This window comes from Leyella stercorea DSM 18206 (assembly GCF_000235885.1).
Taxonomy (GTDB): Bacteria; Bacteroidota; Bacteroidia; order Bacteroidales; family Bacteroidaceae; genus Prevotella; species Prevotella stercorea.
Genome location: NZ_JH379450.1, coordinates 103,680 through 124,686, shown reverse-complemented (window position 1 = coordinate 124,686; position 21,007 = coordinate 103,680). Strand labels below are relative to the sequence as shown.

19 protein-coding genes are annotated in these 21,007 nt (G+C 51.5%); 17 read left to right on the top strand and 2 right to left on the bottom strand.

Features of this window, described 5'->3' with window-relative positions:
* Positions 1-49: 49 nt before the first annotated feature.
* Positions 50-832 carry a radical SAM protein gene (locus tag HMPREF0673_RS10300; protein ID WP_007901919.1) on the bottom strand — a complete coding sequence of 261 codons (783 nt, stop codon included), beginning with the start codon at positions 830-832 and terminating at the stop codon, positions 50-52.
* Positions 833-977: 145 nt separating this feature from the next.
* Here HMPREF0673_RS10300 and HMPREF0673_RS10295 point away from each other — a divergent pair, with 145 nt between their 5' ends.
* The 17 genes from HMPREF0673_RS10295 (at position 978) to guaA (ending at position 19,270) form a co-directional block, all read left to right on the top strand.
* Positions 978-1,856 (top strand): cell division protein FtsX, encoded by an 879-nt coding sequence (locus HMPREF0673_RS10295; RefSeq protein WP_007901918.1) that lies wholly within the window; start codon positions 978-980, stop codon positions 1,854-1,856.
* Positions 1,857-2,004: 148 nt separating this feature from the next.
* Entirely contained in the window at positions 2,005-2,232 is a 228-nt protein-coding gene (locus HMPREF0673_RS10290; RefSeq protein ID WP_007901917.1) for a DUF3098 domain-containing protein, read from the top strand.
* 199 nt (positions 2,233-2,431) lie between these two features.
* The gene (locus tag HMPREF0673_RS10285) at positions 2,432-3,229 is read left to right on the top strand and encodes an undecaprenyl-diphosphate phosphatase (protein WP_007901915.1); all 798 of its coding nucleotides are present in this window, start codon (positions 2,432-2,434) and stop codon (positions 3,227-3,229) included.
* A 12-nt stretch (positions 3,230-3,241) separates the two neighbouring features.
* Positions 3,242-3,955, top strand: a complete 714-nt coding sequence (gene truB, locus HMPREF0673_RS10280; protein WP_007901912.1) for a tRNA pseudouridine(55) synthase TruB — start codon at positions 3,242-3,244, stop codon at positions 3,953-3,955.
* 13 nt (positions 3,956-3,968) lie between these two features.
* Positions 3,969-5,135, top strand: coding sequence for a tRNA preQ1(34) S-adenosylmethionine ribosyltransferase-isomerase QueA (queA, locus tag HMPREF0673_RS10275; RefSeq protein WP_007901899.1), 1,167 nt, complete (start codon positions 3,969-3,971; stop codon positions 5,133-5,135).
* 9 nt (positions 5,136-5,144) lie between these two features.
* Positions 5,145-5,561 carry a 2-amino-4-hydroxy-6-hydroxymethyldihydropteridine diphosphokinase gene (gene folK / locus HMPREF0673_RS10270; RefSeq protein ID WP_007901895.1) on the top strand — a complete coding sequence of 139 codons (417 nt, stop codon included), beginning with the start codon at positions 5,145-5,147 and terminating at the stop codon, positions 5,559-5,561.
* Between the two features lie 274 nt (positions 5,562-5,835).
* On the top strand, positions 5,836-7,548 hold the full coding sequence (locus tag HMPREF0673_RS10265) for a hypothetical protein (RefSeq protein WP_007901891.1): 1,713 nt from the start codon (positions 5,836-5,838) through the stop codon (positions 7,546-7,548).
* A 127-nt stretch (positions 7,549-7,675) separates the two neighbouring features.
* Positions 7,676-10,711, top strand: a complete 3,036-nt coding sequence (locus HMPREF0673_RS10260) for a choice-of-anchor J domain-containing protein (protein WP_007901889.1) — start codon at positions 7,676-7,678, stop codon at positions 10,709-10,711.
* Between the two features lie 119 nt (positions 10,712-10,830).
* Positions 10,831-11,100: a 30S ribosomal protein S15 gene (gene rpsO / locus HMPREF0673_RS10255; protein WP_007901875.1), complete on the top strand. Its 270-nt coding sequence runs from the start codon at positions 10,831-10,833 to the stop codon at positions 11,098-11,100.
* A gap of 191 nt (positions 11,101-11,291) precedes the next feature.
* Positions 11,292-13,094 (top strand): translational GTPase TypA, encoded by a 1,803-nt coding sequence (gene typA / locus HMPREF0673_RS10250; RefSeq protein WP_040596800.1) that lies wholly within the window; start codon positions 11,292-11,294, stop codon positions 13,092-13,094.
* 114 nt (positions 13,095-13,208) lie between these two features.
* Positions 13,209-13,559, top strand: a complete 351-nt coding sequence (locus HMPREF0673_RS10245; protein ID WP_172633655.1) for a type II toxin-antitoxin system RelE/ParE family toxin — start codon at positions 13,209-13,211, stop codon at positions 13,557-13,559.
* A gap of 2 nt (positions 13,560-13,561) precedes the next feature.
* Positions 13,562-13,873, top strand: coding sequence for a helix-turn-helix transcriptional regulator (locus HMPREF0673_RS10240; RefSeq protein WP_007901860.1), 312 nt, complete (start codon positions 13,562-13,564; stop codon positions 13,871-13,873).
* A 119-nt stretch (positions 13,874-13,992) separates the two neighbouring features.
* Complete coding sequence (locus HMPREF0673_RS10235; protein WP_007901859.1) at positions 13,993-14,706, top strand: porin family protein; 714 nt, start codon at positions 13,993-13,995, stop codon at positions 14,704-14,706.
* A 152-nt stretch (positions 14,707-14,858) separates the two neighbouring features.
* Positions 14,859-15,071 carry a hypothetical protein gene (locus HMPREF0673_RS10230; RefSeq protein WP_007901854.1) on the top strand — a complete coding sequence of 71 codons (213 nt, stop codon included), beginning with the start codon at positions 14,859-14,861 and terminating at the stop codon, positions 15,069-15,071.
* Positions 15,055-16,590, top strand: coding sequence for a RapZ C-terminal domain-containing protein (locus HMPREF0673_RS10225; protein ID WP_007901837.1), 1,536 nt, complete (start codon positions 15,055-15,057; stop codon positions 16,588-16,590). Before HMPREF0673_RS10230 ends, HMPREF0673_RS10225 begins: the two co-directional genes overlap by 17 nt.
* Before the next feature lie 74 nt (positions 16,591-16,664).
* Positions 16,665-17,507, top strand: coding sequence for a sugar phosphate nucleotidyltransferase (locus tag HMPREF0673_RS10220; protein ID WP_007901833.1), 843 nt, complete (start codon positions 16,665-16,667; stop codon positions 17,505-17,507).
* Positions 17,508-17,659: 152 nt separating this feature from the next.
* Positions 17,660-19,270, top strand: coding sequence for a glutamine-hydrolyzing GMP synthase (gene guaA / locus HMPREF0673_RS10215; protein ID WP_007901832.1), 1,611 nt, complete (start codon positions 17,660-17,662; stop codon positions 19,268-19,270).
* A 166-nt stretch (positions 19,271-19,436) separates the two neighbouring features.
* Here guaA and HMPREF0673_RS10210 read toward each other — a convergent pair whose 3' ends face one another.
* Positions 19,437-20,852 (bottom strand): sigma-54-dependent transcriptional regulator, encoded by a 1,416-nt coding sequence (locus tag HMPREF0673_RS10210; protein WP_007901831.1) that lies wholly within the window; start codon positions 20,850-20,852, stop codon positions 19,437-19,439.
* Positions 20,853-21,007 lie beyond the last annotated feature (155 nt).

Genomic DNA, 21,007 nt, shown 5'->3' with positions numbered 1-21,007 from the left:
GGATGTCTGCGTCGACCGTTGCGGATGTCTGCATCGACCGATGCGGATGTTAATAACCGACACTGCAAGGAAAACCTTCGGCTATTACGCGGTCGCGAATGTCGTCGAGTTCCTCGTGCGTAGCCTTGCTTAGTGTTGGGCAGGGCGTTTCGCGGTCGATGGTGTATATCATCACTGCGCTTGGTCGGATGCGATGCAGAGTTTGAAGCCATGTAGATATGAAGCCGTCGGAGGTGTTGTCTACGCTCTCGCCGTTGTCGTCGGTGCCGTGCATGAATATGGTTTGCACTATGCAGTGCCCATTGAACGATGCCATCTCCTTGACGATATTCTCAACGTTGTACGATGGTTGCGTAGGGCGGTCCACCTTATTTATATATGCAGGGTCGACCGTGTCGAGCTTCATGATGTTGTTGTCTGCGAGCAGTAGGGCGCGGTGCACGTCGGGGCGGTGCGCCAGCGTGGAGTTGGTGAGCACCGACACCTTAGCCTCGGGGTAATAAGCATTGCGCAGACGTATCGTATCCTCGATGATATGGAGGAAGTCGGGATGCGTGGTCGGCTCACCATTGCCCGAGAAAGTGATCACGTCGAGTTTCGCACCTGCCGTGTGCATCTCCTTCAGTTTCGCCTCCAGACGCTCCGCAACAAGCTCGCGTGAAGGACGAGGCAGGGTAGGGCGGCGCGTACAGTTGTAGCCTACCTCGCAGTAGATGCAGTCGAACGTACAAATCTTTCCGTCGCTCGGGTTGACGTTCACGCCGAGCGATATGCCAAGACGTCGGCTGTGTATCGGTCCGACGATTGGCGAAGGATAGAGAATTGTTGCCATGATGTGTGCTTTTTGTTCACATCAAAGGTAGACAGATTGTTTTGTTTATGATGTACGTATGGTGTTAATTGACGTTAATCCCTCTTTTGAACGGATATTTTTTTGTTATTTTGCAGGAAATTTGGTATAATATAGCCTTTTCGGAATGAGAAAGAAAAATAAGAAGACCCGCAGTCGTCACGGATTGCAGGCGGTAACGTTGTGTATTAGCACCGCAATGGTGCTTGTTCTGTTAGGTTTGGTGGTGTTCGCAGTGTGCACCGCCCGTAATCTTTCTGCCTACGTGAAGCAGAACATCGTGGTTACGATGATGCTTCAGGACGATATGACCTCTGGCGAGGCGCAGCAGTTCTGCACCAAGCTAAAGGCTCGCCCCTACATCCACACGCTCCAGTACATCAGTAAGGAGCAGGCTTTGCGCGAAGGAATAAAAGAATTGGGAACCGACCCACGTGAGTTTGCCGAGGCAAACCCTTTCCTCTCGTCGGTGGAGGTTACTCTAACGTCCGACTATGCTAACAGCGACTCGCTGAAGTTTATCTCTAAGGAGCTGAAAGCCTATCCGAAGGTGAGCGAGGTGAAGTATCAGAAGGACCTCATCGACAGTGTCAATGCCAATATAGCGAAGATAAGCATCGTGCTCTTGGCACTCGCCGTGTTGCTCACGATAGTGTCGTTCTCGCTTATCAACAACACCGTGCGTCTAAGCATCTACGCCCGTCGCTTCTCCATACACACGATGAAGCTCGTAGGTGCATCGTGGGGCTTCATCCGTGCGCCGTTCGTGCGCCACTATGTGTTGCTCGGCTTGCTCGCTGCGCTCATCGCCTGCTGCGTGTTGGGAGGCGGAGTGTACGCACTGTTTATGTACGAGCCGCAGGTGCTCGACCTCATCACATGGGAGGTGCTCGCTATCACTGCCGGTACGGTGGTGGTGTTCGGCATCTTCATCACAGCTATCTGTTCGATAATATCGGTGAACAAGTTCCTGCGCATGAAAGCAGGCGATTTGTATAAGATATGATGTTGAGATGGTGAGATGTTGAGATATGTTGTGGTGTTGAGATGTTGAGGTGGTGACATTACTTATCTATACACATACAGATGCTACTTGTACATATACAGGCACTATTTAAACATAATAAATTCATTCAACTTAAAATATAAACAAAGTGGATAAAAGAAATTACGCATTTGGCAAGATTAACTTCATTCTGATGGTAGTCGGAATGTTGATTGTCATCCTCGGTTTTATACTCATGAGCGGTGGCGGAAGCGACGAGCATGTTTTCGATAACGACATCTTTAGTGTGCGTCGCGTGAAGGTAGCACCTGCAGTGTGCTTCCTCGGCTTCATCTCTATTATCTATGCGATAATCAAGAAGCCAAAAGACGAATAACTCTTCAGGGGGTGCTTTCAGGGGGTGCTTTCAGGGGGGCAGTTGTCTCAACTGCACCAATAAATTTGAAGGCACCAACAGAATGCACCTGCCGCTATGTTGGTGCAGTTGAGACAACTGCACCCCCTGAGAGACAACTGCACCCCCAGAAATCACCCTCAAATTAATAATTAATAATAAAAAATTAATAATTGAACAAATGGATTGGTTACAAGCCTTAGTCCTTGGCATCATTCAAGGACTCACAGAATATTTGCCCGTAAGTAGTAGTGGACACCTCGCAATCGGCTCGGCACTCTTCGGCGTGCAGGGCGAGGATAACCTCACGTTCACCGTCATGGTGCACGTAGCGACCGTGCTCAGTACGCTCGTGATACTGTGGAAGGAAATCGACTGGATACTGAAAGGACTCTTCAAGTTCGAGATGAACGCCGAGACGAAGTACTTCCTCAACATCGTTGTCTCGATGATACCGGTAGGCATCGTAGGCGTGTTCTTTAAGGACTATGTGGAGGCGATATTCGGTTCGGGGCTGCTCATCGTGGGCTGTTGCCTGCTCCTGACAGCAGCGTTGCTCACCTTCTCCTACTTCGCTAAGCCACGTCAGCGCGAGAATATCTCGATGAAGGATGCCTTCATCATCGGCTTGGCGCAGGCAGCAGCCGTGCTGCCCGGTCTCTCACGCTCTGGTTCCACCATTGCCACCGGCATCTTGCTCGGCAATAAGAAGGAGAAACTCGCACCGTTCTCGTTCCTCATGGTCATCCCGCCCATCCTCGGCGAGGCACTCCTCGACGTGCTCAAGGCGGTTAAGGGCGAAGAAGCGTTCGGCGATATAGAGACACTGCCCCTCATCGTGGGCTTCGTGGCAGCCTTCGTAAGCGGATGCATCGCCTGCAAGTGGATGATAAACATCGTGAAGCGAGGCAAACTCGTGTGGTTCGGTGTCTACTGCGCAATAGCAGGAGCCGTTACGATAGCTTGCTCATTACTATAAAAGAAGAAGACAATGAATTTCACCAAAGGCGAAGTCATCGCCATAAACAAACCCCTTGGCATGACCAGCTTCTGTGCCTTGGCAATAGTGCGCAAGCGCATCTGCGTACGCCTCGGGGTGAAGAAACTAAAGATAGGCCATGCCGGAACACTCGACCCTCTTGCCACTGGCGTGCTCGTGCTCTGCACCGGCAAGTTCACGAAGCGCATAGAGGAGTTCCAGATGCACGGCAAGGAATACACAGCCACCATTCAGCTCGGAGCCACCACGCCCAGCTACGACATGGAGCATCCGGTGAACGCCACTTACCCCACAGACGGCATCACACGCGAGCGCATCGAAGACGTATTGAAGCAGTTTGTGGGCGATATAGAGCAGGTGCCACCGACATTCTCGGCGTGCAAGGTGAGCGGACAACGCTCCTACGACCTGCGCCGAAAGGGTAAGGACGTGGAGCTACAGCCGAAGCAGATACACATCGACGAGATAGAACTCACGGCGTTCGACCCCGAAACAATGCAGATGTCTGTACGTGTGGTCTGTGGCAAGGGTACATACATACGCGCCTTGGCACGCGACATCGGTCGCGCACTCGACTCGGGCGGCTACCTCACAGCACTCTGCCGTACACGCTCCGGCGAGCAGCGCGTGGAGAACTGCATCGAGCTTGACGGCTTTGAGGAGTGGCTTGCCAATCAGACAATAGAAACCATTGAAGATGAATAAATAAACAACTACTATGAAGTTATCACAGTTTAAGTTTAAACTACCCGAAGAGCTGATCGCTCTTTATCCGCATAGCATTTATCGCGAGTTTGAAAACGACAACGGCGAGAAGGAAACCTTCCGCATCACACGTCGCGACGAGTGCCGACTGATGGTGTTGCACAAGAAGTCGCAGACCATCGAGATGTACAAGAAAGATGACAAAGGCAACCCTATCGAGGGCGAATACCTCGACTTCCGCAACGTGCTCGACTACTTCGGCGAGCACGACACATTCGTCTTCAACGATACAAAGGTGTTCCCGGCGCGCCTCTATGGCACAAAGGAGAAGACCGACGCCAAGATAGAGGTGTTCCTGCTGCGTGAACTCAACGAAGAAATGCGTCTGTGGGACGTGCTCGTAGAACCGGCTCGCAAGATACGTATCGGCAACAAGCTGTTCTTCGACGATTCGGGCACAATGGTGGCTGAGGTAATCGACAACACAACCAGTCGCGGACGCACACTACGCTTCCTCTACGACTGTCCGCACGACGAGTTCAAGCGCGAGCTCTACGGTCTGGGCGAGGCTCCGCTGCCACGCTACATCGTAGACCGCCGCCCCGACAAGCGCAGCACAGAGGACGACTTCGACGACTTCCAGTGCATCTTTGCTAAACACGAGGGTGCGGTCACGGCTCCTGCTACCGGCTTGCACTTCTCGCGTGAGCTGATGAAGCGCATGGAGATACGTGGCATCAACTTCGCATACATTACGCTCCACTGCGGATTGGGCAACTTCCACGACATAGAGGTGGAGGACCTCACAAAGCACAAGATGGACTCGGAGCAGATGCGCGTCGATGCCGACTGCTGCAAGTTGGTGAACGACACAAAGCGTGCCGGACACCATGTGTGTGCTGTGGGTACAAGCGTGGTGAAGGCTACGGAGACAGCCGTTGGCACCGACGGTATGCTGAAGGAGTATGATGGCTGGACCAATAAGTTCATCTTCCCGCCGTATGACTTCGGACTCGCCGACTCGATGATCTCTAACTTCTATCATCCGTACTCGACACTCCTCATGGAGACCTGCGCCTTCGGCGGCTATGACCTCGTGATGGAGGCGTACAACCTCGCCGTTAAGCACGGCTTCAAGTTTGGTTCTTACGGCGACGCATTGCTCATCGTAAACGATTAAGCGCAGAGTATGCACACCGTGTACCTCTCTCTCGGCTCCAATCTCGGCGACCGCAAAGCTACGATGCGTCGCGCCATCGGCTTGCTCAACGAACGTGCAGGCAGCGTCGACCGCCAGTCGTCGTTCATCGAGACAGAGCCTTGGGGATTTGAATCGACCAATAAGTTTCTGAATATGTGTGTGCGTCTGCTCACTACGTTGTCGCCAGAGCAATTGCTACTGGCTACAAAGCAGATAGAACGTGAGTTGGGCAGAACACAGAAGTCGGTGAACGGGCTGTATCACGACCGCCCTATCGACATAGATATACTGATGTACGACGACGTACATCTTGACTCTGACGACCTCACGCTGCCGCATCCGCACATGCAGGAGCGCGAGTTCGTGATGAAACCGCTTAGCGAAATACTCTCGGTTGAGAGTTGAAGAGATATGCAGGGACGGAAACAAGGTCTACATACCGTCTTTGCAGCTTGTACGCCACCGAAGGCGCAGCCTCTGTTGTTGCGCCTTCGGTGGCGTCTTTTTATAGATGTGTAGGCGTAAGTTTCACGTTTTGTTATGTATGGCGTTCGAAGATGGAAAGCGTTAATTCGTAAATAAATTAAAAAATAAAATAACTTTTGTTTGGCGAAAAACTTCATAATCTGTATATTTGCAAAATATTCTTCGCATATATTAATAATCTAAATAATTGAGTATGAAGAAATCTATACTTTTGACTGCGGCTCTTGTTATGGCTACAACAGCTGCCAACGCACAACCATTTGTTGAGGGCGTTCCGTTTAGTGCACGTCAGTTCGGCAAGCACCTCGTGCCTACACTTGACGCACAGGCTCAGCCTTCAAAGTTGCGTGCAGAGAAGAAGTCCAACTATTACTTGCGTCCTGAGGGTGCTTTGTTCCAGGCTTCTGACAAGAAAGGTCAGATTTGGGGAACTGTGTATATGTATGTTCCGGGTGCTTACGACGTAAAGTTCAAGAAACAGGGCACAGATGCCTATGTTTGGCATCAGAACACATTCGACTATTATGGCGATGTAACTGTTAACGATTGCTCAAGCAAAACAGATTATTATTATAATATTGGCGCAAACGGCGACTTCACGATGAAGAGCTTGTTTGACGGTCGCGATGCTCTCCCGACACTTGTTTGCAATACCGACTCGTTCCTGCTTGCTTCTGAGAATCCTTACTTCGGCAATGCGGGCGACCCTGGCAAGCACGAATCATTGGCTTTGATGTACTATTATCCGCGCTTGTATTCAGGCATTGACCAAGACAATCGTCGCGTGGCTCCGCTTTCTTACACAATGGACCAACTCAGCGAAGTGTTCTTCGGCGGTATGGACAACAAGTATGTATACGGTTCGGGTACATTCACGCAGGGCGATGCTAAGTACACAGCTACCAGCGTTTATCAGTATTTCGACAAACCGATGGCTCCGCTGGTTGTAGAAGATATCTTCATTCCGGTTATCTCTAAGGGCTATTATCCAATAGCTAAGGGTAAGCAACTGCGTTTGCAGATTCACGACGTGATGGAGCAGGACGGCAAACGCATTCCTGGCGAAAAGATACTCTATGAACTCACAGCTACTGAGCCTGAAACTATTGACGTAGGCAGCATTCCTTACGATGATAATACAAGCTACAACGCCTTCACACTCGTATTCACAAAGAAGAACGCTGAAGGCAAGGCAGAACGCTTCGTTATCGATCAGCCGTTCTATGTAGTAATCGACGGACTCGACAATGAAGGCATCGACTGCGGTTTTGAGATTAGCGAGTTACCTTATTATTATAATGACTTCGACTCAGCCGTAGGTATTTGGAAGAAGGATGGCAGTCCTGCGTTCTTCAGCCTCTACAAGGACGTTGCGCTGAAGGTTTCATTCTCGGCGTGGTACGACTACTGCAACCCGATGTACTATGTATTCAACGGACGTGAGGAGAACTACGGCGTTGTGAAGATGAGCGACGACGGCACAAGCGGAACAACGCTCATTCCTGGCGATTTGGTGTTCGCAGGTCCGGCTATCAAGACAAACCAGAGCTGGTTCGATGCCAACAACGAGCCTAACTACACCGTAACTTGCGATGCCGACTGGGTGAAGTCAATCACTCCCGACACAAAGACATGGGCTGAATACGACATCACAGTGCTCAAGGTGGTATGCGACCCACTGCCAGAAGGCGTAAGCGGTCGTAAGTGCGAACTCCACGTGCAGAGCAAGACCTGCAAGTCGACATATCCTATCGAGGTTCTGCAGGGCGACGCTACAGCCGGCATCAACGGCGTAACAGTGAACGTGGCTCGCGACGGCAAAACATACAACCTCAGCGGACAGCGCGTAGCTCCTGATACAAAGGGTATCGTGATACGCGACGGCAAGAAGTACGTTAACAAGTAGAAATCCTGACAAGCTATATCGTAATTAGAGGGGGATAGTTTATTCTATAACAATCCCCCTCCTATAAAACAAGGTGTTAATTAGAGAGAGTTGATTGATTGTATAAATAACTAAAAACAATACGACTATGAGAAAAACGTTTCAAGTATTATTCTCGGCATTGTTGGCAGCTACCACGCTGGCTCCGTCGACAGTGAAGGCACAGACTCCGTCAACTGGCGGACCGTACGATGTTCCGTATTCATGTCTGTGGAACGATCAGAAAGTATTAGTTAATAAAGAGTGGACTGTTGAGGACAAGAACAACGACGGTATCACTTGGGGATTCAGTAATGACGTGCCCGGCAGCTTCATCAGTTATATCGGCACAGCGCAGAAGCAGGATGCCGACGACTGGCTCGTCAGCCCGTACTTGGCATTCGAGGCAGGCAAGACATATAAGGTTGAGACCGGTGGCTTCAAGGCTATGGGTGGTTCGCAGAAGTTGGCTGTGGCTATCGGCACAGGCGACGACCCCACAACATACAAGGTCGTAGGCGACTATACCATTTCGGCTACATACGGCGGAGGTGGTGCCACACCAGTTGAAGGCGAGTTCATTGCTCCTACAACCGGCAAGTATCGCGTAGCATTCCATTGCACCAGCAACCAGCGCGCTTATCTCCTGCTCCTTCCTGTGAAAGTATTTGCTCAGGCTGCCTTGGCAGTGCGCCCTGCAGCTGTAAACGACCTCAATGTAGAGGTTGGTGCTAAGGGAGCGGTGTCGGCTAAGGTGTCGTTCACAATACCTTCTACTGACTATGCTGGCAATCCGCTCTCAAGTCTAACCCGTGTACAGCTCTATCGCGACTATGTCGTTGTGAAGAACTTCGATTCGCCGAAACCTGGTGAAAAGGTCGTATGGCAAGACGAAGAGGTACTTACTGGTGAGCATACATATAGCGTTATCTCTACAGCTAACGACTTGCGTAGCGACGAGGTTGCAAAGAAAGCATACGTAGGTTACGACCGTCCGCTTCCTCCGCAGAATATAAAGATACACGACAACCTTGATGGTACAGCAGCTATCACATGGGATCCGGTTTCTGAAGTAGGTATGCACGGCGGTTATGTAGATCCGAAGACTGCAGAATACTGCGTATACACTCTTGAGTATGGTTATCTGAGAGAAGTAGAAATGGGTTTACCTGAGACAAAGTGTGTTGTAGAAAAAGTTAACTACGACGGCGCTCAGAGTGCTGTGCAGTATGCACTTCTGACCTACGTAGACAGCCCGACATCAGACACAGCCGTAGTCAGCGACTATGGACGCGAGGCATTCCTTATCGGTCAGGCACACGAGGTACCTTACTACGAATCGTTCGCTAACAAGAGTCTTCAGAAGGGGCCGTGGGTGATTGACGCCAACTGTGCGGGCAAGTTCGGTCTTTCGGAGGATGCGCAGGATGAGGACGCAGGTTCGCTCGTTTTCAATCCGTCAACAGGCAGCACTTTGGCTTGTATTCAGGGTCCGAAGGTAGACATCGCCAATGCGGGTAATCCGCAGATTGTGTTCTGGTACTATGCATATCCAGGCACCGACGGCAAGATAACCGTAAAGGTGAACCGCAATGGTCAGGAAATGGTAGAGGTTGGAACTGTAGATTATAGCACGCTTAGTGGCAAAATGGGTTGGCGCTCTGTAGCTATGGATCTTAAGTCGGTGTCTACTGTCGGTGTTAAGAACGGTTACATCCGTCCTTATTTCTACGCCGAGGGCTTGTCAACCAGCATAATGATTGATAACATCAAAATCTACGATGCTATCGCAAACAACCTCGCTGCCGATATTGATGCACCTGCACACGTGCAGAGTGGTAAGGCTGCTCAGCTGAATGTGAAGGTTACGAACCTCGGTACAGCAAAAGCAAGCGGTTACAAGGTACACCTCTTTATCGACGGAAAGAAGTTTGAAACTGAAGAAGGTGAGGACCTTGAGCCTAACGCAGTAGCTACATACGAGTTTGCATATACACCGAAGCTCCATGTCGGTAAATTCACCGTGAGAGGCGAAGTAGAGTGGGCTGCAGATATGTTCCAGGATAACAATAAGTCAATCGACTATACTGTTGAAGTAGTGTCATCTCCGCTCCCAGCTATCAGCGACCTCGCTGCTACCGATAAGGGTGTGCTCACATGGTCGGCAATGGATGTAGATGGTGTCAAGGTAACAGACGACTTCGAGTCGTACACCCCATGGTCAATAGCACGCGTTGGCGACTGGACCCTCTACGACGGTGACAAGGGTACGGTTTACACATTCGGTGGTATTCAGCACCCGAACTCAGGCGTAGCACAGGCTTACATCGTGTTCAACCCATGGCAGGTGAGTGGCATCACAGGCAGCAACTGGCAGATGTTTGCAGACATCTTCGCGCCTCATTCAGGCAAGCAGTCGATGATGTCTACTGGTACAACAATCGATACCGGCACACCGACCAACAACTGGCTCATCACACCGGAGCTTTCCGGCGAGGAGCAGACAATATCGTTCTGGGTGAACGCTCCTGGCGACGAGGTAAACCGCGGTGAGCAGTATCCGAACTCTGGTCCAGAGACATTCGACATCTACTACTCGGAGGACGACACCAACGCCAACTCGTTCATTAAGATCAATAAGGACTCTTATGAGGCTGTTTACAAGTGGACAAAGTATGATATCGCCCTTCCTGAGGGTGCCAAGTATTTCGCTATCGTGCACACCAGCACAGGTTCGCTGACATCTTACAACTATGAACCCGACCGTCTCTGTGTTGACGACGTAACATATCGTGCTGGCGGTTTGCGCGTAATGGGTTACAATGTTTACCGTGACGGTGTTCTCGTGAAGAAACTCGACGGCAAGACAACCACTTGGACTGACGAAAAGTACACCGATGATAACGGCTACGGCGCAGGCAACCACAAGTACAACGTAATCGTAGTTTATGCAAACGGCGAGTCGAACGTGTCTAACACAGTCTATGTAGGCGACCCTGCAGCAGGCGTTGACTCAGTTGTTGTGAATGGCGTTAAGACTAACAACCGCGTCTACACCATCAACGGCAAGTACGTAGGTAACAGTCTGAAGGACGTTAAGCAGGGACTCTACATCCAGAATGGTAAGAAGGTCGTAGTGAAGTAATTTGTAAAAAATAGTTAACATTTATACTAAATGCGAGTGCAAATGGTCTGACTTCCAATAAAAAGTCGTACCTTTGCACCCGCATTTTGCACAAATAACAATTTAATTTTTAAAAGTCTATGTATTTAGATCAGGCAAAAAAACAAGAGATCTTTGGACAGTACGGAAAGTCTAACACTGATACTGGTTCAGCTGAGAGCCAGATAGCATTGTTCTCATACCGTATTTCCCATTTGACGGAACATCTTAAGAATAACCGTAAAGATTATACTACCGCACGTTCTTTGACACAGCTGGTAGGAAAGCGCCGCGCATTGCTTAACTATCTGTACGACCGCGACATCAATCGCTACCGTGCAATCATCAAGGCTCTCGGCCTCCGTAAGTAATTCGCACAAAGAAACAGATCCCGTGTATTCGACCGAATGCACGGGATTTTTTTGTTGCATCTGTGGCGGTGCTTGTTTTTTTAGTCGTTTGGTTCCGAACTATTTGCGTTAATAGTTCAAAAACGCCGCTGCTTATACATTTGTCTGAAAAAAAAGTAGTAACTTTGCAGAAGTTTTTTAAGGTATATAAAATGCAAGATATTAGAAACATTGCGATTATCGCCCATGTCGACCATGGAAAGACCACGCTTGTCGACAAGATGATGTTGGCGGGCAAACTGTTCCGTGACGGCCAGGATAACAGTGGCCAGGTATTGGATTCCAACGACCTGGAACGCGAACGAGGAATAACCATCCTTTCCAAGAACGTTTCAATCAACTGGAAAGGCACAAAAATCAATATTATTGACACCCCGGGTCACTCCGATTTCGGTGGCGAGGTAGAGCGCGTGCTCAACATGGCAGACGGTTGTATTCTGCTCGTTGACGCATTCGAAGGTCCTATGCCGCAGACACGCTTCGTGCTGCAGAAGGCGCTTCAGATCGGTCTGAAGCCGATCGTTGTTGTGAACAAGGTTGACAAGCCCAACTGCCGCCCTGAGGAGGTGTACGAAATGGTGTTCGATCTCATGTTCTCACTCAACGCTACCGAAGACCAGCTCGACTTCCCCGTCGTTTACGGTTCGGCAAAGAACGGCTGGATGGCTGAGGACTACAACGCCCCGACAGACAATATCGACTATCTGCTCGACAAGATTGTAGAGGTGATACCTGCGCCGAAGGTGCTTGAGGGCACTCCGCAGATGCTTATCACCTCGCTCGACTACTCGAGCTACACAGGACGTATCGCCGTAGGACGCGTTCACCGCGGTACGCTCAAAGAGGGCATGAACATAACCATCTCTCACCGCGACGGCACTCAGGAGAAGACACGCATCAAGGAAATACATGTGTTCGAGGGAATGGGACAGAAGAAGGTAGACGAGGTTCACTCTGGCGACATCTGCGCCATTGTAGGCTTGGAGCGCTTTGAGATTGGTGACACCATCTGCGACTTCGAGAACCCCGAGCCGCTGCCTCCTATCGCTATCGACGAGCCTACCATGAGTATGCTCTTCACCATCAACGACTCGCCGTTCTTCGGTAAGGAAGGCAAGTTCGTAACATCACGCCACATCAACGACCGCTTGCAGAAGGAGCTTGAGAAGAACCTTGCGTTGCGTGTGCGTCCGTTCGAGGACACCACGGATAAGTGGATCGTAAGCGGACGCGGTGTGCTCCACCTCTCTGTGCTCATCGAGACAATGCGTCGCGAGGGCTACGAGCTTCAGGTAGGTCAGCCGCAGGTAATCTATAAGGAGATTGACGGCGTGAAGTGCGAGCCTATCGAGGAACTGACAATCAACGTGCCTGAGGAGTTCTCGAGCAAGATGATTGATATGGTGACACGCCGCAAGGGTGAGATGACATCAATGCAGACCCTCGGCGACCGTGTAGATATCGAGTTCGACATACCGTCGCGCGGCATTATCGGTCTGCGTACCAACGTGCTCACAGCAAGCCAGGGCGAGGCAATCATGGCTCACCGCTTCAAGGAGTATCAGCCGTACAAGGGCGAAATTACACGCCGTCTTAACGGTTCGATGATTGCGCTTGAGACAGGTACTGCCTACGCTTACTCTATCGACAAGCTGCAAGACCGCGGCAAGTTCTTCATCGATCCGGGTGAGGAAGTGTACGCAGGTCAGGTAGTGGGCGAGCACGTTCACGACAACGACCTCGTAATCAACGTTACGAAGGCAAAGCAGCTCACCAACGTTCGTGCCAGCGGTTCTGACGAGAAGGCGCGTGTGATACCGAAGGTGGTGATGAGTCTTGAGGAGTGCCTCGAGTATATCAAGGGCGATGAACTTGTGGAGGTAACTCCGAAGAGTATGCGTATGCGCAAGATCATCCTCGACCATCTCAGCCGCAAGCGCAGCAACAAAGACTAATTTCTTGTATCGAAATATATACAACGACGGGTGTTCCAAGACTGTGAAGTCATGGGACACCTTTTTTCGTGTCAAATGCTTGCTTGTGTGGAATTAATTTATTACATTTGCGGCATGGGAATAGAAAAGATACGAAAAGTCATATATACTGACGAATTCATGGATTACTACTGGTCTCTCGATGCCAAATTGAGAGAAAAGTATTCGTATATAGTGAACATAATTGAAACTCAGAAGGTGGTGAATGAGAAGTTCGTGAAGAAACTTGTCGGAACTCCTTATTATGAGGCACGTGTGTCGTTTGGTTCAAACGAGTATCGTTCGGTTATATTTACTATTGACAAAGAGAGTTTTGTAGAATGCACTCGTTTGTTGTTTGTAACGGGATTCTTGAAAAAGAGCACAAAAGACTATAAAAAAGAGATAGGTAAGGCAGATAGGATAATTAAAGAGTTGGAGGATTGATTATGATAAAGATTAATGAAGAGAAGTTGGCACGACTTCACACCGCAGATGAAATATTGGAGAAGGAATACGGCGCACCCGGCACACCTTCGCGCGATGCTTTCGAGGCGCGTGCCAAGGCGTGGTACTATGCCGAGTTGCTGAAAGAAGAGCGCAAGCGCCAGAAGCTTACGCAGCAGCAACTTGCCGACAAGATAGGCAAGAAGCGCGAGTACATATCTACCATAGAGCGAGGCAACAGCGACATGCAGATGTCTACGTTCCTGCAGATAGCCTCTGCGTTAGGACTGCGCTTCTCGCTCGTGGTGGGCTGATGAAAGTTTAAACGTGGTGGGCTGACGGCTGCTCAGCAAAACAGTGCAACGGAACACAATAATAGCGGCTATTCGGCGTTTATTATTCAGAAGTGAAAACGTAAACGAACAGGAAAGAAATGAAGAAAAGAACCATATTGTTGGGTCTTGCCGCAGGCGTACTGCCGGTAATGGCGCAACCGAAGGTCGGCACCGTATCCGTGCTGCCCCGTGTGGGCGTGGCGCTCGCCAATCTGCCCGGCGACAAGATGTATATAGCCGGTGGAGTCGGCGACAACATGACTTACTCGGCACGCTACAAGGCAGGCCTGATGGCAGGTGTCGACATCGACTGGCAGTTCATGCCAAACCTCTCTGCCACTATCGGTGCGCAGTACGTGCAGCAAGGCGCCAAGTACGGCAACAACGGCTACAAGGTGCAGGTGACGGAAGGCGTGTACAAAGGCACTGGCTACAGCGACTGGAGCACGCAGCTCCATTACATCAACGTGCCCCTGATGCTCAACGCCTACCTCGGTACGGGCTTCGCCGTTAAAGCCGGTGTGCAGATAGGCTTCCCAATCTCGGGCAATATGAAGTACACCGAGCAGCAGTACACGATGACGAAAGACGACGTGAAGTACGAGAAACCCGAACACGTGAAGTACGACCTGAACTCAACGCTTACAAAAGTAAACTTCGCTATTCCCGTCGGAGTGAGCTATGAGTTCTCTAACGTAATCATCGACGCACGCTACAACATCGGACTTACGCAGTTCCAGGACATTGACGGCTTCAAATCGTCGAAGAACAGTGTCTTCACGTTCAGTGTGGCTTACCGTTTAGGGTTGTAAGTATTACTATTCTGACTCGCGCCGACCGATGCGGATGTCTGCGTCGACCGATGCGTATGTCTGCGTCGACCGATGCGTATGTCTGCGCCGACCGATGCGGATGTCTGCGTCGACCGATGCGTATCACCATAACTTAGCATTGAACAAAGAAAATGAAACGTTCATTTGAACCAAAGATAATAGTCTGCTGCATCATTATCGTAGTGGGCACATACATACTCTCACGCTCGTGGTCGATGACCATTGGCGTGGCTCTGCTGCTCTACGCCCTCGATGCGCTACTCACCGCTTGGGTAAAGAAGAAGGACGAGCAATATTACGGAAAAAAGAAGCAAGAAGAACAAGAAGATGGAGAAACTCATTAAACTATATACAGAATGGAGTGGGGCAGAACCCGTCAGCACCGAGCAGCTCGCCGGTGCCGGCAGCAACCGTCAGTATTACCGTTTCACGGCTGAGGACGGCACGACCGTTGTCGGTGTCGTAGGCACAAGTCGCGACGAGAACCACGCCTTCATTTACCTTGCCGAGCACTTCGAGCAGCGCCAGTTGCCAGTGCCGCACATACTCGCACAGAGCGACGACGGACTGCGCTACTTGCAGACCGACCTCGGATCTACATCGCTCTTCGACGCAATACGTGGCGGTCGCGAGGCAGGCGGCAGATACAACCAGCGCGAGAAGCAGTTGCTGAAAGCCACAATACGCCAATTGCCGAACATACAGATACGCGGAGCACGCGGACTCGACTGGCAGAACTGCTATCCGCAGCCCGAGTTCGACGAGGACAGCGTGCTCTTCGACCTCAACTACTTCAAGTATTGCTTCCTGAAGCCTTCTGGGCTCGACTTCCACGAACTGAAGCTCGAGGCAAACTTCCGCCTTTTCGCCAAGGATCTTACGTCGGAGAATATCGACTCGTTCCTCTACCGCGACTTCCAGGCTCGCAACGTGATGCTCGATGCCGACGGCAATCCGCAGTTCATCGACTTCCAGGGCGGTCGGCGCGGTCCGTACTACTATGACCTCGCCTCGTTCCTCTGGCAGGCATCGGCACGCTATAGCGACAAGCTGCGCCGCGAGCTCGTAGCCGAATACTACGACGCTTTGAAGCAGTACACCGAGGTGCCCTCGCTGCGCCACTTCGTCAACCGCTTGAGCCTTTTCGTGCTCTTCCGCACGCTGCAGGTGCTCGGCGCATACGGCTTCCGCGGCTATTTTGAGCGCAAGAAGCACTTCCTCGACTCCATACCGCCGGCTATGGACAACCTGCGTGCGCTGCTGAAATTAGGTGAGCAGGTGTTCCCTTATCCGTACATGATGGACATGCTGCGCCGACTCACCGAGATGCCACGCTACGCTCACATCGAAGAGCCGGCAGTATCGCGTGCCGATGGGTACAAGACCACCGACAAGAATGTCTACGAGGCGCATCCTCAGGACGGACCTGCTACGTTCTCCAAGTACGACGGCAAGGGTCCGCTGCGCGTCCGCGTGTTCAGTTTCTCGTTCCGCAAGGGCATACCAGCCGACGAGTCGGGCAATGGCGGCGGATATGTGTTCGACTGCCGTTCGACGCACAACCCCGGACGCTATGAACCGTACAAGAAACTCACCGGACTCGACGAGCCTGTGATACGCTTCCTCGAGGACGACGGCGAGATACTCACCTTCCTCGATAGTGTCTACAAACTCGCCGATGCACATGTGCAGCGATACATCGACCGTGGCTTCACCGACCTTATGTTCTCCTTCGGCTGCACCGGCGGACAACATCGCAGTGTCTACTCGGCGCAGCACCTCGCGGAACATCTGCACGAGAAGTTCGGAATAGAGGTGCATATCTGTCACAGAGAGCAAGGCATAGAGCAGACACTTCTGTAGATTTATGCTACATTCCTTTTGCTGTTTGACGGATTTTGAGTAATTTTGTAGGCAACATATTTATAACGACATCTATGATGCAAGCAATGATATTCGCGGCAGGATTGGGCACACGCCTTAAACCGCTCACCGACACTATGCCAAAGGCGTTGGTGAGCGTTGGTGGTGAGCCGCTCCTGAAGCGTGTAATACATAATCTATCGGTGGCAGGCGTTGACCGCATTGTTGTCAACGTACACCACTTTGCGCAGCAGATAATCGACTATCTTAAAGAAAACGACAACTTCGGGCTCGACATACGCATCTCCGACGAATCTGCCGGACTGCTCGAAACGGGCGGTGGCATAAAACATGCCGCGCCACTCTTCGCTCCCGATGCCCCGATACTAATACATAATGTGGACATCCTGAGCAATGTAGACCTGCGCCGCTTCTATCAGCGTGCCGGTGGACTGCTCAAGACTGACGGTTTGGCAAATGTAACGGCGGATGCTCCCGATGCTTTAGTAGGAGCAGCGGCAGATGTTCCCGATGCCTTGCTCCTCGTTAGTCAGCGTAAGACGCAACGCTATCTGCTCTTCGACGACATGATGCGCCTTGTCGGTTGGACCAATATCGCCACGGGCGAAGTGAAGAGTCCGTACCCCGACCTCGACCTTAAGGCGTGCCGTATGTATGCCTTCGCTGGCATACACGCCCTCTCGCCACGAATGATTCCTTTAATGAATCAGTTCCCCGACCGCTTCAGCATCATCGACTTCTATCTGCAGACTTGCGCCACGCACCGCATCGAAGGCTTCGCAAAGGACGACCTGCAACTGATGGACATCGGCAAGCTCGACACGCTGGCGCAAGCAGAGGAGTTCCTGGTAAAAGTAAAAAGCCCCTCCCAACCCTCCCCGTCGGGGAGGGCTTGAGGATACTCAAGGCTTAGCTCGGCCTATCCCCCAAGGGCTTAGGAAGGCTTAAAGCGGCTTAGTTCGGCTTAAACGCCGCCTCCCCTCGGCTTAAACGCCGCCATGAGAAGAATAAGAAACATCAAATACAAACAATAAAACCAACCAAAGTAATGCAACAGAAGATAATTATTCTCGATTTCGGTTCGCAGACCACGCAGCTCATCGGCCGTCGTGTGCGCGAGCTTGATACCTTCTGCGAGATTATGCCCTACAACAAGTTCCCGAAGGACGACCCCTCTGTCATCGGTGTCATCCTCAGCGGAAGTCCATTCTCGGTTCACGACAAGGAGGCGTTCAAGGTAGACCTTAGCCAGTTCGTAGGACGCATCCCAGTGCTTGGCATCTGCTACGGCGCACAGTACATCTCTTATGCTGGCGGCGGCAAGGTGGAGGCAGCCGACTCTCGCGAGTACGGACGTGCCAACCTCGAGCACTTCGACGCTGATAACCCCTTGTTCAAGGGATTCGTTGAGAACTCGCAGGTGTGGATGAGCCACGGCGACACCATCACCGCTATCCCCGAAGACTTTAAGTGCATCGCCTCTACAGCCAACGTTAAGTATGCAGCTTACGCTTCTACAAAGCAGCCGGTATGGGCAGTGCAGTTTCACCCAGAGGTGTTCCACTCGCTGCAGGGCACACAGCTCCTGAAGAACTTCGTGGTAGACATCTGCGGAAGCCGTCAGGACTGGAGCGCAGACTCGTTCGTAGAGACAACAGTAGCTGAGCTTAAGGCGCAGCTCGGTGACGACAAGGTAATCCTCGGACTCTCGGGCGGTGTCGACTCAAGCGTAGCAGCCGTGCTCCTCAACAAGGCTATCGGCAGCAACCTCACATGTATCTTCGTCGACCATGGTATGCTCCGCAAGAACGAGTTCCGCGACGTTATGGAAGACTACAAGTGCTTGGGCTTGAACGTTATCGGCGTAGACGCAAGCGAGAAGTTCTTCTCTGACCTTGCTGGCGTTACCGACCCCGAGCAGAAGCGCAAGATTATCGGTCGCGACTTCGTTGAGGTGTTCAACGCTGAGGCTAAGAAGCAGACAGGTGCAAAGTGGCTCGCACAGGGCACTATCTACCCCGACCGCATCGAGTCGCTCAACATCACGGGCAAGGTAATCAAGAGCCACCACAACGTAGGTGGTCTGCCTAAGGAAATGAACCTCAAGCTCTGCGAGCCGTTGCAGTGGCTCTTCAAGGACGAGGTTCGCCGTGTAGGTCGCTCAATGGGTATGCCCGAGCATCTCATCACACGCCATCCGTTCCCAGGTCCAGGCTTGGCTGTGCGCATCCTTGGCGACATCACTCCCGAGAAGGTACGCATCCTCCAGGATGCCGACGATATTTATATCCGCGGTCTGCGCGAGTACAAGACAAAACTCTCTGGCGAGGACGCACGTTGCGTGCTTGCTGCCGGTGTTCCTGCCGACATGCACGACGGCGAGATTGAGGTATCGCTCTACGACCAGATTTGGCAGGCAGGCACAGTGCTCCTCTCTACAGTACGCTCTGTAGGCGTAATGGGCGACGAGCGCACATACGAGCACCCCGTTGCTCTCCGTGCCGTAACCTCTACCGACGCTATGACTGCCGACTGGGCTCACCTGCCTTACGACTTCATGGCTAAGGTGTCTAACGAGATTATTAATAAGGTGCGTGGTGTGAACCGCGTATGCTACGATATCTCGTCGAAGCCACCATCAACAATTGAGTGGGAGTAAACCGTTCTTGATAGAGTAGGAATAAATTGTTCCTGATAGATAGGCTGACAGATTTAGCTCTTAAAAGGCAAATCTGTCAGCCTTTATTGTGCTTGTAATCTGAGAATTACGGTTGCGCTGATAGATATGGCAGATTTTTTTAATAACATTTTACTCTGTCATATCTTTAAATCCCCAACTTCTCTATTTTGTTATATATCGTCTTGCGGTCTACGCCTAATATGCGTGCAGCCTTTGCCTTGTTGCCGTTGGTCTGTTGCAGAGCGGTAATGATGCATTGACGTTCCGTGTCTTCGTCGTGCAGTTGCAGGACGTTGTCGGTGCGTATCTGTCCCATTGCCTGCGTCAGTTCGACGGTGGTTATCTTGTTGCCGCGTGTTAGCAGCACCGCACGCTTCACCACGTTGTTCAGCTCGCGCAGATTGCCGGGCCATGAGTGCGAGGCGAGCAGTTCTGCTGCGGCAGAGTCGAAGCCCTCCACCGTTCGGTTTAATTCCTCATTGGCATGGCGTATGAAGAGGTCGGCGAAGAGGAAGAGGTCGCTGCCACGCTCCGAAAGTTTTGGCATGTAGATGGTGAACTCGTTGATGCGGTGGTAGAGGTCTTCGCGGAACCGTCCTTCGCCCACTGCCTCCTCAAGGTTCTCGTTCGTGGCGCACACCAGTCGTATGTCGATAGGTATCTCCTGCGTTCCGCCAACGGGGCGGATGCGACGCTCCTGCAGCGCACGCAGCAGTTGCACCTGCACTTCGTAGCTCAAGTTGCCCACCTCGTCAAGGAATAGCGTTCCGCCGTTAGCCATCTCGAAGGCTCCCCGTTTATCGGTATCGGCACCTGTGAAGGCTCCCTTCTTGTGTCCGAAAAACTCCGATGCAGCCACGTCGCGTGGTATCGCCCCACAGTCGAGTGCGAAGAAAGGTTTGTCGGCGCGTGCGCTGAGGTCGTGAATACGGTGAGCCACGTACTCCTTACCCGTTCCCGATGCACCGAGGATGAGCACCGACATAGGTGTGGGAGCCACCAACTCCACGTAGCTATATAGCTGGCGCGAGGCTTCGCTCTTTCCCTCTATGTGGCGGGGAGCAGTGAGTTTTGCGCTCGGCTCGTAGAGACGCTTGCCAGAGCAAGAATTTTGAGTTTTGAATTTTGAATTATGCGCCGTTGGCGCATTTTGAGTTGTAGAGTTTTGAATTGTGGAGGAGGCTTGCTGAGCGTTCTGCTCCATCGCATCCTTAATCTTCTGCAGCAGGATGTCTGGCTGTACGGGCTTTGCGATATAGTCGGCAGCACCCGACTTCATGGCGAGCACTGCGTTCTGCACCTCCGCATAATTTGTCATCACGATAAACGGCGCATTGATGTCATGTTCGTGCATCCATGCGAGCAGTCGAAGCCCGTCGTGGTCGGGCAGACGGAGATCGGAGAGTACAAGGTCTACCTCTTTGCCGAAGGTTTCAGTCAGCAGTTTCACGGCAGCACCTACCGATGTCGCTTTCTCTACTTCAAATCCCTTTCGGCGCAGCCATGTCTGTAGCATTGTGCCGAACGCAATGTCGTCTTCTACAATCAGTATATGTTGCATAGTATTTTCTTGAGTTTCTCTATCAGTTGTTTTGTCAATCTTTCGCGTTCTTGGTCGTTAGGGGGTGCACTTGTCTCAAGTGCACCAACCAAGCTGTCGTGTTTACTTTGTTGGTGTGCTTGTTTGCTTTGTTGGTGCACTTGAGACAAGTGCAC

Bases quoted from the DNA above. Each gene is read 5' to 3' on its own strand.
- HMPREF0673_RS10210 (WP_007901831.1), bottom strand. From the start codon at position 20,852: ATGCAACATATACTGATTGTAGAAGACGACATTGCGTTCGGCACAATG.
- HMPREF0673_RS10245 (WP_172633655.1), top strand. From the start codon at position 13,209: ATGGGAATAGAAAAGATACGAAAAGTCATATATACTGACGAATTCATG.
- rpsO (WP_007901875.1), top strand. From the start codon at position 10,831: ATGTATTTAGATCAGGCAAAAAAACAAGAGATCTTTGGACAGTACGGA.
- HMPREF0673_RS10220 (WP_007901833.1), top strand. From the start codon at position 16,665: ATGATGCAAGCAATGATATTCGCGGCAGGATTGGGCACACGCCTTAAA.
- HMPREF0673_RS10240 (WP_007901860.1), top strand. From the start codon at position 13,562: ATGATAAAGATTAATGAAGAGAAGTTGGCACGACTTCACACCGCAGAT.
- queA (WP_007901899.1), top strand. From the start codon at position 3,969: ATGAAGTTATCACAGTTTAAGTTTAAACTACCCGAAGAGCTGATCGCT.
- HMPREF0673_RS10295 (WP_007901918.1), top strand. From the start codon at position 978: ATGAGAAAGAAAAATAAGAAGACCCGCAGTCGTCACGGATTGCAGGCG.
- typA (WP_040596800.1), top strand. From the start codon at position 11,292: ATGCAAGATATTAGAAACATTGCGATTATCGCCCATGTCGACCATGGA.
- HMPREF0673_RS10260 (WP_007901889.1), top strand. From the start codon at position 7,676: ATGAGAAAAACGTTTCAAGTATTATTCTCGGCATTGTTGGCAGCTACC.
- HMPREF0673_RS10230 (WP_007901854.1), top strand. From the start codon at position 14,859: ATGAAACGTTCATTTGAACCAAAGATAATAGTCTGCTGCATCATTATC.
- truB (WP_007901912.1), top strand. From the start codon at position 3,242: ATGAATTTCACCAAAGGCGAAGTCATCGCCATAAACAAACCCCTTGGC.
- HMPREF0673_RS10225 (WP_007901837.1), top strand. From the start codon at position 15,055: ATGGAGAAACTCATTAAACTATATACAGAATGGAGTGGGGCAGAACCC.
- HMPREF0673_RS10300 (WP_007901919.1), bottom strand. From the start codon at position 832: ATGGCAACAATTCTCTATCCTTCGCCAATCGTCGGACCGATACACAGC.
- folK (WP_007901895.1), top strand. From the start codon at position 5,145: ATGCACACCGTGTACCTCTCTCTCGGCTCCAATCTCGGCGACCGCAAA.
- HMPREF0673_RS10285 (WP_007901915.1), top strand. From the start codon at position 2,432: ATGGATTGGTTACAAGCCTTAGTCCTTGGCATCATTCAAGGACTCACA.
- HMPREF0673_RS10235 (WP_007901859.1), top strand. From the start codon at position 13,993: ATGAAGAAAAGAACCATATTGTTGGGTCTTGCCGCAGGCGTACTGCCG.
- HMPREF0673_RS10265 (WP_007901891.1), top strand. From the start codon at position 5,836: ATGAAGAAATCTATACTTTTGACTGCGGCTCTTGTTATGGCTACAACA.
- guaA (WP_007901832.1), top strand. From the start codon at position 17,660: ATGCAACAGAAGATAATTATTCTCGATTTCGGTTCGCAGACCACGCAG.